Here is a 14,478-nt window from a genome sequence, read left to right on the forward strand (position 1 = left end):
CATACAACGAAAAGCCCACATCGAAAGATGTGGGCTTTTTGCTTTCTAGCGTTTTCCTTTAACGCATCCATTCTCGTCAAATGTCACATTATTGCTGCGACCCTTTTTCTGGTTGTACACGTAATGTGATTCGCCATTACGGTTGGTGACTTTGTCCGGGCGCCCCAGCAGGCTCTCAACATCACGCTGCGTCATGCCGGGAGGTGTGCGCTGGTTGATGATCGCTGCCCGACGCTGTTCGGCGCTCAGGCGGTTGCCGCAACCATCATCGCGTGTGCCGACCACCACCAGTTTCTGGCGCGTGGGTTTTCGGTGTGTTGGCGCTGAAAGGTTTGCGGGCGGAAGCAGGTCGATGTTGGTTCCCGGTGGTGCATTGAAGGCCCTCTGCATGCGGGTGCTGTGGCCTTCGGGGCAGCCGAGGGTAGTGAACATGATCTTTCCGGAAGCGTCCTCGCAGCGATGAACAGTGCTGGCGGTTGCAGGTGCAGGAGCGCAGAGTAGAGCGCTCCACAGGGATAGATGAACGGCTGTGCGCATGCTCAAGTCCTCCATGACAGGGTGTCGTGCAAGCCTAGCCGCAGCCTCTGTGGGCGGCGAGCGCGTTTTCTTGGCTGAATGTGACGTCGAAGCCGGGCTGGCTAACAGAGTTGTGCAGGTTTGCGCTGCAAACGGTTGTTATAAGCTGAATTTCTCGCATGCGCTTCTCTAAAAGCGGTGTATCATTGCGCCCGTCAGCTCCGCCGGGGCTTGTGGAACACCTCCATGGACTTACCCAGTCGTTACTCAATAATGTTTTTCAACAATCATGAATTAACTGATTGATCTCCCGGCGTGCTCCGCTGCTGGGAGTGGAGTTCGCCTATGACCGAAAGAGAAGTAAAAAAAACGCAGGAAAGCTTGCAGGATCGCCTGGCTCAGGTTGTCGATCTGCTGCAGCGCCAGCGTATTGTTGAAGACCTGACCCATCGTCAGGAAGGTCAGCATCAGGACCGTGTAGAAAACCTGGTTCACCGGCAGAACCTCGTCGAGTTGCAACGCAAGCTCGAAGACCTTCACTCTGCCGACGTTGCCTATATCCTCGAAGCCCTGCCTCTGGAAGATCGTCTGACCGTATGGCAGCTGGTCAAGGCCGAGCGCGACGGCGACATTCTTCTTGAAGTATCCGATTCCGTTCGTGAAACCCTGATCGCCGACATGGATGATCACGAGTTGCTCGCGGCGGCACGGGACATGGACGCCGACGAACTGGCCGACCTTGCTCCCGAGTTGCCCCGCGATGTCGTTCACGAGCTGATGGAGGCACTGGATTCACAACAGCGTGAGCGCGTCCGTTCGGCTTTGTCCTATGACGAGGATCAGGTCGGTGCGCTGATGGACTTCGAGATGGTGACGATTCGTGAGGACGTCAGCCTTGAAGTCGTGCTGCGCTACCTGCGCAGGTTGAAAGAGCTGCCGGGCCACACCGACAAACTGTTTGTGGTCGACTCCGAAGGCGTGCTCAAGGGCGTGCTGCCGATCAAGCGCCTGCTGGTCAATGACCCGGAGAAGCAGGTTGGCGAAGTCATGGCCAACGATCCGGTCAGCTTTCACCCGGAAGACGATGCCTACGATGCTGCGCAGGCCTTCGAGCGTTACGACCTGATCTCCACGCCGGTCGTGGACAAGAACGGCAAGCTGATCGGCCGTCTGACCATCGATGAAATGGTTGACCTGATTCGTGAGGAGAGCGAAAGCGAAGTCCTCAACATGGCGGGTCTGCGCGAAGAAGAAGATATCTTCGCGTCGGTATGGCGTTCCCTGCGTAACCGTTGGGCCTGGCTGGCAGTCAATCTGGTGACGGCCTTCCTGGCTTCGCGCGTGATTGGCTTGTTCGAAGGCTCCATCGAGAAGCTGGTGGCACTCGCTGCGCTGATGCCTATCGTGGCCGGGATTGGTGGCAACTCCGGTAATCAGACCATCACCATGATCGTGCGCGCGATGGCGCTGGATCAGGTCAATACCGGTAATACCGCCCGCCTGCTGCGCAAGGAACTGGCTGTCGGCTTGATCAACGGTCTGCTCTGGGGCGGGGTGATCGGCGTGGTCGCCTACATGCTGTATGGCAGTTGGTCGCTAGGCGTGGTCATGACCGCGGCCATGACACTCAACCTGTTGCTGGCGGCGCTGATGGGCGTTTCCATCCCTATGGCGCTGGCGCGCCTGGGACGAGACCCTGCCATGGGTGCAAGCGTCATGATTACAGCGATGACCGACAGCGGCGGCTTCTTCATCTTCCTGGGGCTGGCAACGATCTTTCTGCTCTAAGCTCTGCCTCAAGACAAGCTCTTAAAATAAAAAAAACCGCCATGATCAGGCGGTTTTTTTATGCCCCGACGAAGTCTTCGGGTTGCCATGTACTGCCACTAAACCTACGACTACTAACGAAAAAGGCTACAACGAAAAAGGCCAGCTTTCGCTGGCCTTTGTCTGTTACACCAAGTCTCAGGACTCTTCGGAAGCGAGTTCCGTGTCATGAGCAATCAGCGAAACAAGTGCATTCTGTTGACGATGTGAAAGCTGACGAAAACGTTGCAGCAGCTCGCGTTCGTGCAAGGACAGCTCAGGACTGTCAAGACGCAGGCTTGGTTCATCACCAAGTGCGCCTTCCTGAATCAGGCTTTGTTCGAGGCGAGCAATGATTTCCGAGTTCATGCTGCGGTGATGATTCTTGGCTACCTCTTGCACGCGATTACGCATGCCGTCTGGTAGGCGAACGACGAACTTGTCAGCCGTGCGGCTGGAATAAGTAGCCTGTTTCATAGGGCTCATATATTTAACCGGTTAGTTCAGGGGAAGCGGTTCTAGCAAGTGGCCGCAAGATTGTCATCGTGAGACAGTCATTTTGGCCAAATGTTCAACCGGGGTTCCAAGGGGCCGACATCATGCCGTAATACGTCGAATCCTTGGCGTCAATTCTGTGACAAATATTGACTCAGGTGGCGGCTTTTGGCCAGCACCAATTATCAGAAATGCGAGCAAATTTGCAAAGTCCTCGCATTTGCCCCTGAATAACCGGGCACGTCACCGAGCTTCTTTTTGCCATCATGGCTATTTGACTCTGAGAGTAGGTCGGAATTCAGCGCAAACGAAGCTACCCGACCAAGGGTTGCGAGGGCGGGGCGAAAGCAGGATTTGGAGGATATGAGCGCAGTGCTCGGCGCGATGAGCGGGTCGAGCGAGAGGGTTGTGAGCTTTTGGGGCTATGCCTTTTAGATTAGCGAAGCACCGGGTCAAATTTGATACGACGGCCGAGAAAAAGCGCTACTACAAAAAGACTGGCGAACACGCCTGCAGCGATGTTGGCAGCGATGCTCAGGGTGTGCGCTTGAACAGGGAGCAACAGGTCAACGATCACAGCCATAATCGCCAGGATCAGAAATGACAACGCGGATTTTGACATGGCTACTCTCTCTATAAAAAATGGCTGGTTCAAACGTTCTCAGAAAATCCAGCGCTGCTCGGCGCGTGGCATCTGAAGTGAATCATCATCGTCATTGGCCAATACCGCTGCGCTAGCAATGCGGTCAGTCATGATAGCCAACTGAGGCGCATGGCTGATCTGGTGATGGACAGGAGCAGGTGCGGTGACCTGCTTGTCACTGGCACCGGAGTCATGAAAATGAAATGCCACCAGAGCCACCAGAGCTGCCGCATTCAACACTGAGAGAGTCTTGTTCATTTTCCAGTACCTGTGCCCGACCGTTTGGGAGGAGATGTGTTCACTGATACTGATAATGCAGTCTGCATGCCAATCAGAAAATGATAAAAATTCTTTTTAAATCAATGATATATGAATTGAAAAAAAGTCGGGTGCAGTGCGTTTTGCAATGATGGCTTTTTGGGGGATTGCAAATTGCATGATCGGTTTATTCAGCCGTGTTTCGGGGCGACATCGGCTACAGCCCTGAAGGGCAATGACGACATGACAAAAGCGGCACATGTCGCTAAGATGCACGCCGTCCTCGCTGGCACCGATCGGTGTGCTGGCACGCAGTGTCTCAGTAGCTCAATTGGATAGAGCATCCCCCTCCTAAGGGGAAGGTTGGCAGTTCGAACCTGCCCTGGGACACCATATTTTTCTAGGTTCTTGGCGTTGCAAAGGTTTTTTACCCTTTGCGGGCTATCACCGGGCTAGCTTTACGGCATGTGGCGTTCTGTCCTTCCAGGCCCACCAATATACCTATCTGCCTGACAGCACTGGTGTTACTCCGTAGAGAGTCGAGTCTTACGATGATGGGCGTTGCCATTTTTCACCTTGCTGGCTTGATTAAGGGGTAGGCATCGCTTACCATCCTGCTCATGTCAGCGACTAGGAGTATCTCCAGTCGGTTTGGAATGCTGGCCTCTACAGGTGTCTAGTCTCCGTCTTACGTTTGTGTAGGTCTATGCTGGGTGAGTAACTGCATAGACCTACACGGATAGTAAGGAGTCGTAATGAGCATCAATACGTTCCCTTTCCATAATCTGCTCCTCGCTCTATCCTCTATCAGCGCCTTTCCGTGAGCACAACCATGCACAATCGCCATCTCCCTCGCAAGGGCGATGTGTTTCTCCATTCGTTTCGCTTTCTCAGCGCTGACTCCTCCCTCTGCGTGCTCCCTACCTGATGGTTTTTGATTTTATTGAAGCATGGTCTCGCTCGAAATTTCTAGATAAATCACCTAAGATAACTGCCTGATTGAATATTTTTCAGCATTGAAATTAATAGGTGCTGTTATTAAAACGGCAGGTTAGGCAAATGAAGCTATGAATAGACGCCCACTAGAACAGCTTTTCTTTGCGACGTTTCGAGGAAAGCAGGAGCTAACCGAGCTTTTAGAGCTTGATGTAAGAGCGGCTTACTCAGAAAAAGATTTTGATGGAAGGGTGGTTTATAGTCCTGACAAAAAACTCAAACTCTATCTCGGGTTTTTAAGTAGAGTGCTGTTCGACCGCCTTCCTGTCGAAACCGATGTTGTGTTCTCTTATAGAAAGGGAGTTAACGTTGTAAATGCGGTTGAAAAACATAGTGAGGGTAAATATTTCTTTCAGTCTGATATAAAGAATTTTTTCGGTAGTATTGATCGCGAAATGATCAGTAGAAGTGTTATCGCTGCGCTAGAGTTATGTCCTATATCTGATATAGAGCAGTGGTTAGATAGGGTGTTGGATTTAGTAACAGTTGATGGTGTGCTTCCTCCTGGTTTTCCAACCTCTCCCGTGATAAGTAATGCTTGCCTTTACGAATTTGATAAGAAATTTCTTGTCTGGTGTAAGGACAACTCTTTAACTTACACTCGATATGCCGATGATTTAATCGTGTCGGGTGGGGTGGAAGAGAAAATGCATCTTTTGCTTCCCCGTATAACTCAGCTTTTGGATGCTGAGTTTGGCGGGCGTATAAAGTTAAACGCTCAGAAAACAAAGTTTATCCGGCCAGGCGAAAAAGTCCGAATGCTTGGAGTGGCTATTCTGCCAAACGGAAAAGTTTCAGTTGATGGACGGCTCAAAAAGCATTCGGAAACCGCAATGCATTGCTTGCTTAAAGATAAGCAAATGTTCACGTCTTTCTTGAAGGAGAAGGACTTGGAAAAAGCCTTGAAGAAATTTTCGGGTCAACTTAATTATATAAATACAGTGGATCCTAGCTTCCTGGATAAACTGCGAAAAAAATATGGTGCCACCGCCGTTGATAAGATAGTACATGTATCGGTGGGTTCATAATGCAGCTCTGTATCGAGGTGCGGAACGTTCAGCATATAGAAAATCTTCGTATTGACTTGGATCTCAATAGAAATGGGTTGACTTGTATAGTCGGAAAAAATGGCGTAGGGAAAACGACTCTAATAAAATCTATCAGAAATCTTAAAGTCGCCGACACATTCTCAAAAATGGCCCAGCCAGGTGCAATAAAACTTGGAAGTAAAATAAGCTATGCATATGATGGTAAGGCTTATGATTTTGAGTACGATCCAAAACTAGAAGATCTGAATAGTAAAGATGTTTTTCCGCAAGATTTAAAAAAGCAAATTGAAGTTGAGTTGCCCATGCCTTGGGGGCAGCGGTTTAATACTTTTCAGAGCATAAGCTCCGCCGATAATGAAATCCGCACTGCCGTTATGTTAGGTGACTATTATGTGCCTGATGAATTAGTTTTATTATTGGCTGATGTTTATGGTGGCGATAAGTTTTCTACTTTGAAAGAAGTGCGGGTAGGCAAGAATACTTACTATGTTATGCCTTTAGACGATGATCGATATGTTAGGGAGGATCACCTTAGCTCAGGGGAGTTTTTCCTGATATCGCTCTACAGAAAAATCAAGGGTGTATCTAGGCTTATCGTTATCGATGAAATTGATATATCCTTAGATGCGGCTGCTCAAAGTCGATTGGTTCCATGGCTTAGGAAGTTTTGTGAGACGGAAAAAATAAATATTGTATTTACTACTCACTCGATGGCAATAATGCGAACGATGGATGATGGCGAGCTACATTATATGTGTTGTGAGGAGGGGGAGATAAAGACGCACCCAGTGTCGTATAATTATATAAAATCTGTCCTCTTCGGGTTTTCAGGTTGGGATCGTTATATATTAACCGAAGATCCAATGCTGGAAGGTTTTTTTAAATTTATTATAGCTACTCATAATATTCCTAGCTTCTACTCTTTTCAGATTATACCGGTTGGTGGTGGCGATAATGTTACCCAGTTGCGTCAGAAGAATGCTATAGAGGGCTTTTTTGGCGCTGAGGACAGGGTGATGGCTATCCTTGATGGTGATTACGAGGGGACTCGTAATGGTCGTCAAAATTATACGTTTTGCATTCCTTTTCCCAGCATAGAAAAAAAGATATTTGAAGATTATAAAGGTGGGAAATTCTCCTTACCCTCACCTTTGGAGTTTGAGCCTCAGGGTGACAAACAGTTCTGTAAGGCTATTAAGAAAAACCTTAATATATCCAGTCAAGATTTGTATGTTTATTTAAATAAAAATTACCCTGATGAAGTTATGAAGGTTGGTTGCGCTCTGGCGGGGTTTCTTAATAGAGCTTAGCAGTTGTAAGGGTGAGGGGTTATGGTGGTCATACTGTGCTATACAATTAAACGAGCTCTAGTACAGAACTAAGAGATTGATCAGGCGTATCAGGTGATTGCCTTTGATTCATTTCATCGGGTTCCTCATTTGTAAGCGCCTCATGAACCCCACATTCCCAACCAGCCATTGAAGCTTGATGCTGTGCTCCCGATTCTTTTCAGGAGTCAGCACCTCATGATGCGACCCGACGCCAAAGTCGAAAAAGTGTACCTCTACCCCAAACCGGTGGACTTTCGAAAATCTATTGACGGCCTGGCTGCACTGGTCGAGCTGGACATCAAAGTTGCCGTGTTCGACCCCGTGCTTTTTGTTTTTCTGAATTGCCCTCGTAACCGAGTGAAAATCCTTTACTGGGAGCGCAACGGCTTCTGCCTTTGGCTCAAACGCCTGGAGTCCGAGCGTTTCAAAACTTCTCCCGATGAGACAGACGAAGCCATCGTGCTGACGGTTCAGGAACTGAACTGGTTGTTTGACGGTTTTGATCTCTGGCGCAACCGTCCCCATCAGGTTTTAACTCCAAGATTCGTCGCCTGACAGGTATAATCCGGGCATGATTTCCATGCCCGAAGATCTTCCTGATGACCCTGTATTGCTCAAGCAACTGCTCGCGCAGTTACTAATTGAGCGCAGGGCTGACAAGGGTCATATCGTCGATCTCAAAGAACAGATCAAGTTACTGCGCAATCGTCTGTTCGGACGCAAGTCCGAACAGACGGTCGAACCTAACACACCGCAAATGGCACTGTTCAACGAACCCGAAAGCGAGCCGATGCTACCCGTCGGCGACGCTGATGAGGAAGTCGTTGCACCAGTCAAAGGCCGTGGTAAACGCAAACCTCTGTGGGCTGATCTTCCTCGCATCGAAATCATCCACGAACTGCCCGAGCACGAACTGACCTGTGCCTGCGGTTGCCGCAAGCATGTCATCAGCGAAGAAACCAGCAAGCAGCTGGATATCGTGCCGATGTAGATCCGGGTGATTAAACATATTCGCAAAGTCTACGGTTGCCGCGGTTGCGAAACGGCACCGGCCACGGCTGACAAACCGGCTCAGTTGATCGAAAAGAGCATGGCCATTCCGAGCGTACTGGCCATGCTGCTGACAACCAAATATGTCGACGGTTTACCTCTGCATCGTTTCGAAACGGTGCTGAGTCGACATGGCATCGAGATACCGCGCCAGACGCTGGCGCGCTGGGTGATCCAGTGCAGCGAGCACTTGCAGCCGCTGTTGAATTTGATGCGTGATCGATTATTCGAAAGCCCGTTTATCCACTGCGATGAAACCCGAGTCCAGATACTAAAAGAGCCGGATCGTGACCCGACCAGCCAATCCTGGATGTGGGTATAGGCCAACGGCCCACCAGACCAAAAAGTCGTCCTGTTCGACTACACCACCAGCCGCGCGCAGGAAGTGCCGCTGTGCCTGCTGGAGAGTTATCGTGGCTACGTGATGACCGACGATTACGCGGGCTATAACGCTTTGGCGTTGCAACCGGGTGTGGAACGTCTGGCGTGCATGGCCCATGTACGGCGCAAGTTTGTGGAGACGAAGAAAGTGCAGCCTCAAGGCAAGACAGGCCGCGCTGATGTTGCACTGGCATGCATTAACAAACTGTATGGCATCGAGCGTGAACTCAAGGATGTCAGCGATGAGCAGCGTTACATCGGTCGTCAGGAAAAAAGCCTGCCTGAGCTGACGAAGCTCAAAGCATGGATGGAAACAACGCAGCCGCAGGTCACGTCACAAAGAGCCTTGGGCAAAGCGGTGAACTACTTGGCTCACAACTGGAGCCGGATAGAGCGTTATATCGAAGCTGGTTTCTACCCATCGACAACAACGCTGCCGAAAGATCAATCAGGCCGTTCGCCATCGGACGAAAAGCCTGGCTGTTCAGCGACACGCCCAAAGGCGCCAAGGCCAGCGCCCAGATCTACAGCCTGGTCGAGACCGCCAAACTCAACGGCCAAGAGCCTTATACGTGGCTGCGCCACGTACTTGAGCGGTTGCTGCATGCTGCATCGGTAGAAAATTACGAAGCCTTGCTGCCGTGGAGCTGCTCGCCAGAGATGCCTCGCTAAACCCAATCCTCATTTTCTGCTAGGTGGGATTTGTGTCGCAGATACAAAGATTTCCTTCCGACGGTCGATATCAATCCGGTATGCATTTCGGTGTCGCGTTACCTATTATTTTGAAGAAGGAAGTTCAGGTGAAACGGAGCATATCAATTAGTATCATCGTCCTTGCAGCAGTGCTTGGCGGCTGCGCAGCTAGCAGGCTTCCAAATGATCCAGCTCTGGTCGGCTCGTGGAAGGGCTTGCGAGAGGCAAACGGTAAGTGTCAGTTCTTGTCTTGGAGTACCAACTTTCAACAAGACGGAAAATTCACCGTTACGTTCTATCGTGACGCTCAGCAAACCCAGCGGATTCAAGTGGAGCATGGGACATGGTCAGCAGCTAGCGGAAAGAATGCCATGAAGACGGTTGGCGTGTCCTCGCCAGATGTCTACAGCTATAAATTCCTCGATGCCGACACCGTCCATTACACCAGCGTCGAATCAGATCCTTCAGGGGATTGCCAGGAAGACTATGCGTTCACGGAACGTCGGATTCGCCTCTAACCGTTGGAGCTACGGGCCGTCCGCAGGGATCTTCCGTAGTGTCTTCAGACGGCTACCCACGCATTTCATTCCTACGCTAAGGCGTCACCGACTCCTCCGTGACCTCTTTCCCAGCCCCCTCATTGATCAACACCATGCTCTGCGGCGCAGACAGCGCTACACCCAATTCCCTTAGACGCCCCAGAACCGTAAACAACAGATCACTCCGCGCGCCACCCACCGAGCGTGGGCTGTTCACGTAGCCGCTGGCGCTGATGATCAAACCGGTATTGGTCAGGTCTTTGAAGGTGACTGAAGGTGCAGGCGTGTCGAGTATCGCTTCATGCTCGGTAAAGGCCTGCAACAGCAGCTCGCGTATTTGCAGAACATCTGTTTCCAGTGGCAGGGTGAGGGTGATTCCGACTACGCCCAGCGCGTTGCCCATGGTGACGTTGCGCACGTTTTGCGTGATGAACTGCGAGTTCGGCACGATCACTGTCGAGCGGTCGCCCATCTGGATTTCGGTCGCGCGGACGTTGATCCGGCGAATATCGCCTTCGACCCCGGCCAGGCTCACCCAGTCTCCGACTTTGACCGGGCGTTCGGTCAGCAGAATCAGGCCAGAGATAAAGTTCTGCACAATGGCTTGCAGGCCGAAACCTATCCCCACCGATAGCGCACTGACCACCCAGGTCAAATTGGTCAGGCTGATCTTGAGCGTGGACATCACCACGGCCACCACCAGCACAAAGCCGATGTAGCCGATCAAGGTCACCAGCGAGGCCTGCATGCCCGCGTCCATGTTGGTCTCGGGCAGAAGGCGTTCTCCGAACCACTCCTTGAGTACACGCACGCCCAGCAGGCCGACAACCAGGCAAATCAGCGCCATCAGAATATCGCTGGGGACGATGTTCAGGTTGCCCAGGGATTTGGACGTGACGTCCATTTGAGTGAAACTTGCGAGCAGGTCGCCCGGGCTGGAACCCGAAGGCAGAAAAGCCAGCAGCAATGCGGTAAGCAACAGCAGGGTACGGCCTATGCCTGCCAGTACGGTGCTTGCCTGGGCCTGGTGACGGGCGGACAAGCCCAGCGCCGAACCCAGCGCCATGCCGCCAGGTTGTTTGGGCGACAGAAGGGTCTCGCAGATGTCACCGAAGCAGGCGATCAGCAGATAAGCAGTGGACGCTACCACGCTCACCCAAAGCAGTTTCACCGCCAGAAAGTAAGCCAGTGTCAGGTAGCCGCTGAGCAACGCCAGCAAACTCAGGCCGACCCATACCGCAACGATAAAGGGAAGCAGCCCGACGAAACCTGCTGGCCGCTCCAGCTCAAAGCGTCGGCGGGTTCGGCGGTAGCGCACCAGAGCGTAGAAAAACACCAGCGAAACCGCCAGCGCTGTCAGGCCATTGACCGCTACCGTCAGGGCCAGGCTGCTGGCTATGACACTGTTGATGCGCTCCTGCGTGCCGATGATCATAAGTGCCAGCGCCAGGGCTGGCGGGAAGCGGCCCAGTGCCGTGGCGATCTGGTCAGGGATTTGCGGCAGGCGCCACGAGGCGTGTGCCCGCATCAACAGCGCGCGGCCCAGACCGACGATGAAGGCGCAGAAAGTGATCAGCGTCTGCACCTGATCGAGCAGGTTGACCACGTCGTTGCTGAGCACCGCATTGCGCACGATCCCCCAGCGCAACAAGGAAGTGGCAACGGTAATGGTGAGAATGGTCGATAGCCCTACAGCCAGTGCCAGGGCGCTGCGCCGCAGGCGGCCTTCGGGTAGCCAGCGTATCATCGACCAGATCAGCAAGCGCTCCAGCAGGCGGCGAACAACGACCCATACGAACAGCGCGCCGACCACAATGCTGATGAATTGCACACGGTTTTCCGGTGCCAGGGTGCTGTTGAGCACCTGACGGACATCCACCAGAAGTCTGTTCAAGCGTCCCAGATCGTCATCGGTAGGACGAATCAGTGTGGACCAGAACGCCGAGCTGAGCGGGCTCGCTGTCCGCGTGCTGATCTGTGAATCGAAAAGGCTGCGGCGCAGATTGAATATCTGCGTAGCCAGGTCCCGCGCTGACTGGCTTAGCGTGTTGGTTTGGCGTTCATCATTGACCAGCGCGTTTTTCTGAGCGGTCAATGTCTTGCGCTGACTGGTCAGACTTTGCGCCTCGTCCGGTTGCGCCGGTCCGAGAATGTTGAGCTGATCATTCAGGTGTTCGATGTCGACAGCTTGTCGGGCAGTCAGATTGTCGGCTTGTTTCTGGACCTGCAAAGCGGCCTGCCGCAGGCTTGAAAGCACGTCATCGTTGGCGCTGCCCGTCACTTTTTGACGGATCTGATCCAGTTGTTCGCTCAAGTCGTCCAGGCTCGGTGCATCCACTGCCGGGGATGCGCTACTGGCGCTATCGATTTGAGGTGCCGGGCTATTCTGGGCCAGGGCTGGCAAGGTCACGCACAGCAAAAGCAAGGCGAGCAGCCCAGTATGAAAACGGTTCAGCGAAGCGTGCTGCATTATTTTCCCTTCTTTGCACTAAGCGGCCTGGCAAGACCTGTGTATTTCAGGCACGGGCCTTGTCTGTCTTGAGCTGCACTCACGCGTCACTAGAGCGCAGTCAAATAGAATACCAAGGACTTCACGTTTGAGCGCTGAAAACGGGGGCAACCAGCCAGTATTGACTGTCACTTTCCAGGCAAGGCTGACCTGGGCGTGGCTGTTGTCAGGCGATTTTTCCGCTGTGGCGAGCGCTCAGCTCATTGCAGGAAGCCGGTCGGACATTGCCCTTTTTGATACATTGATCGACACCTGTCGTGCCTGCCTGCTGCTGCCGGCTTAAGCAGATGCTGATCGGCGTCGATCAGGCAAAGGGCGTGATCAGGACTGACTGTTGCTGAAGCCGCTCAACGCCTAAGCATGCGCGCAGGCACTGTGGAGCGCCAGACCTTGAATATCACCAGACGGCAAGTGGTGCACTGATGTTTCTAAGCCTTGAAGTTCGCAGCTACAAGACGCAAAGCCCTCAGCACTGTCACGACCATGCTCAGTTGGTACTGCCGATTCGTGGCCGAATGGAGATTGACGTGGACGGTCGCGGTGGCTTTATCGATCAGTCGTTGGCAGCGCTGGTAAAGCCAGGTTCGCTGCACTCGCAAGAGACTCACGTCGACAGCCGTTTTCTGGTGCTGGACTGCGCACCGACGACGCTGGAAACACTGCAGATGGGGCGTCTGGCCGAGAAAATATATGTGCCTGTTTCGCCCGCGACCCGTCGGCTTATCGAATTCGCCGAGCTGATCGGTAACCAGCAACTGGCCATTGCTGCCTCACAGCTGGGCCCTCTGCTTCTGTCATCCCTTGGCTCGGACACCTGCCGTTTTTCTTCCCCTATAGAGCAGTTGATAGCTCGTCTGCGAGCAAATCCTGGCGCACACTGGAGCAACCAGGCCATGGCCCAAGTCGCAAACATGAGCATGAGCCAGCTGCACCAGCGATTCCGGCAATTATTCGCGATGAGTCCTCAAGCGTGGTTGACTGAACTACGCATACAGGAGGCCCAACGATGGTTGCGTGGCACCTCGCTGCCGATAGCCGAGATTGCCTTGCGTGCAGGTTTTTCCGATCAGGCATCGCTGACGCGCACTATGCAGCGTTTGAGCGCCACGACCCCGGCGGTTTATCGTAAAGCGCAAAAACAGTCCGGGTAAAAAATTCCGCAGTTACCGACAATACCCTCCAGGCCCGACGTTCCAGACTTCATGCTTTAGGCGTTGGAGCGCTGGTGAAATGTTTGCTGATCGATCATTGCTCAAGGGCATTATTTATGGAGTTTGCGCCGGCCTGTGCTGGGGCGTGATCTTCCTGGGCCCGCAGCTGACTCCGGGTTTGAGCGGTTTGCAGTTCGCGGTCATAAGATTTCTCTGTTACGGCGCGATTTCTGCAGCCCTGCTGATGCTGCGTTGGCGGCGTGTTTGCGCCAGTCTCACCATGGCCGACTGGAAGTCACTCTTCTGGCTTAGCCTGATCGGCAACCTCATCTACTACTCGCTGGTGGGCACAGGCGTGCAGTTGGTCGGTATCGCCACAACATCGTTGATTGTCGGGCTTATTCCGGTGCTGGTAACCCTGGCAGGTCGTCATGACGCAAATGCCGTTTCTCTGCGCAAGCTCTTCCCCTCACTGTGCTGCGCGGTGGGAGGCGTTGTGCTTATCAGTTGGCACGCGCTGATCAATGATCAAAGGCCCGATACAGCGGCAAATATTGTCGGGATTTTATGCGCGACAGGTGCGTTGCTGACGTGGAGCTGGTTTGCGGTGAGCAATGCCCGGCGGCTGGTGCAGGTCGCCAACGTCTCCGCGCATGACTGGGCGCTGCTTATGGGCGTCATGACAGGCGCTCAATCACTGCTTTTGGCAGCCCCCGTGCTGGGTTCTCAAGCGGGTACCTATGGTATTTCCGAATGGCTGCATTTTCTCGTGGTGGCCGGTGGCGTTGCCCTTTTGTCTTCGGTTGTGGGTGGTGCCTGCTGGAATCAGGCGAGCCGACTTCTACCCTTGGCACTCAGCGGGCAAGTGCTTGTGATTGAAACGCTGGCGGCGCTCGTTTTCGGTTTCTTATGGGAGCGCCGACTACCCGACGGCTACGAGCTGGCTGCCATTGCCTTGCTGGTCTGCGGTGTGGTCTGGTGTCTGAACTGTCATCGTGCGCCACCACATTCCCCGACTATCCAGCTCAAGCACCGCCCCTGAAGTGGCCGTCTCGCGTGCA

General features: G+C 53.0%; 12 protein-coding genes, 1 tRNA gene and 2 pseudogenes. 10 read left to right on the forward strand and 5 right to left on the reverse strand.

All coding sequences use genetic code 11. The features are described 5' to 3' along the window. Positions 1–45 precede the first annotated feature (45 nt). A complete protein-coding gene (gene bamE / locus RYB09_RS15960) occupies positions 46–537 on the reverse strand; it encodes an outer membrane protein assembly factor BamE (protein WP_058399958.1) in 492 nt (163 codons plus the stop codon). 324 nt (positions 538–861) lie between these two features. Here bamE and mgtE point away from each other — a divergent pair, with 324 nt between their 5' ends. Continuing rightward, positions 862–2,304: a magnesium transporter gene (mgtE, locus tag RYB09_RS15965; protein WP_002554424.1), complete on the forward strand. Its 1,443-nt coding sequence runs from the start codon at positions 862–864 to the stop codon at positions 2,302–2,304. A gap of 177 nt (positions 2,305–2,481) precedes the next feature. Here mgtE and RYB09_RS15970 read toward each other — a convergent pair whose 3' ends face one another. From RYB09_RS15970 to RYB09_RS15980, 3 genes are all read right to left on the reverse strand, one after another. Continuing rightward, complete coding sequence (locus tag RYB09_RS15970) at positions 2,482–2,808, reverse strand: Arc family DNA-binding protein (protein ID WP_002554423.1); 327 nt, start codon at positions 2,806–2,808, stop codon at positions 2,482–2,484. 445 nt (positions 2,809–3,253) lie between these two features. After that, positions 3,254–3,439, reverse strand: a complete 186-nt coding sequence (locus RYB09_RS15975) for a PA3371 family protein (protein WP_122258009.1) — start codon at positions 3,437–3,439, stop codon at positions 3,254–3,256. A 39-nt stretch (positions 3,440–3,478) separates the two neighbouring features. Next, a complete protein-coding gene (locus RYB09_RS15980) occupies positions 3,479–3,718 on the reverse strand; it encodes a hypothetical protein (RefSeq protein ID WP_005781885.1) in 240 nt (79 codons plus the stop codon). A gap of 316 nt (positions 3,719–4,034) precedes the next feature. Here RYB09_RS15980 and RYB09_RS15985 point away from each other — a divergent pair. The 6 genes and pseudogenes from RYB09_RS15985 to RYB09_RS16010 all read left to right on the forward strand — a co-directional run bounded on the left by RYB09_RS15985 (position 4,035) and on the right by RYB09_RS16010 (position 9,736). Continuing rightward, a tRNA-Arg gene (locus RYB09_RS15985) sits at positions 4,035–4,111 on the forward strand. A gap of 674 nt (positions 4,112–4,785) precedes the next feature. Next, positions 4,786–5,742 (forward strand): reverse transcriptase domain-containing protein, encoded by a 957-nt coding sequence (locus RYB09_RS15990; protein WP_316889276.1) that lies wholly within the window; start codon positions 4,786–4,788, stop codon positions 5,740–5,742. After that, complete coding sequence (locus RYB09_RS15995; RefSeq protein ID WP_316889278.1) at positions 5,742–7,073, forward strand: ATP-dependent nuclease; 1,332 nt, start codon at positions 5,742–5,744, stop codon at positions 7,071–7,073. The genes RYB09_RS15990 and RYB09_RS15995 overlap by 1 nt, the downstream gene beginning before the upstream one ends. Before the next feature lie 216 nt (positions 7,074–7,289). Then, positions 7,290–7,649 (forward strand): IS66 family insertion sequence element accessory protein TnpB, encoded by a 360-nt coding sequence (tnpB, locus tag RYB09_RS16000; RefSeq protein ID WP_316889279.1) that lies wholly within the window; start codon positions 7,290–7,292, stop codon positions 7,647–7,649. A 16-nt stretch (positions 7,650–7,665) separates the two neighbouring features. Then, a pseudogene (gene tnpC, locus RYB09_RS16005) lies at positions 7,666–9,197 on the forward strand (IS66 family transposase). A 32-nt stretch (positions 9,198–9,229) separates the two neighbouring features. Then, positions 9,230–9,736 carry a hypothetical protein gene (locus tag RYB09_RS16010; RefSeq protein ID WP_316889281.1) on the forward strand — a complete coding sequence of 169 codons (507 nt, stop codon included), beginning with the start codon at positions 9,230–9,232 and terminating at the stop codon, positions 9,734–9,736. Positions 9,737–9,812: 76 nt separating this feature from the next. Here the strand turns inward: RYB09_RS16010 and RYB09_RS16015 are convergent, their stop codons facing one another. Continuing rightward, positions 9,813–12,227, reverse strand: coding sequence for a DUF3772 domain-containing protein (locus tag RYB09_RS16015; protein WP_316889283.1), 2,415 nt, complete (start codon positions 12,225–12,227; stop codon positions 9,813–9,815). A 214-nt stretch (positions 12,228–12,441) separates the two neighbouring features. On the opposite strand from RYB09_RS16015, the pseudogene RYB09_RS16020 reads away from it, so the two are divergent. The 3 genes and pseudogenes from RYB09_RS16020 to RYB09_RS16030 all read left to right on the forward strand — a co-directional run. Beyond that, positions 12,442–12,549, forward strand: a pseudogene (locus tag RYB09_RS16020) (TetR/AcrR family transcriptional regulator); the annotation flags it as partial. A 139-nt stretch (positions 12,550–12,688) separates the two neighbouring features. Beyond that, entirely contained in the window at positions 12,689–13,417 is a 729-nt protein-coding gene (locus RYB09_RS16025) for an AraC family transcriptional regulator (protein WP_316889285.1), read from the forward strand. A 79-nt stretch (positions 13,418–13,496) separates the two neighbouring features. Further along, complete coding sequence (locus tag RYB09_RS16030; protein ID WP_058399965.1) at positions 13,497–14,459, forward strand: DMT family transporter; 963 nt, start codon at positions 13,497–13,499, stop codon at positions 14,457–14,459. The last annotated feature ends 19 nt before the right edge of the window (positions 14,460–14,478 follow it).

Source organism: Pseudomonas syringae group sp. J254-4 (assembly GCF_032586855.1).
Lineage (GTDB): Bacteria > Pseudomonadota > Gammaproteobacteria > Pseudomonadales > Pseudomonadaceae > Aquipseudomonas > Aquipseudomonas amygdali.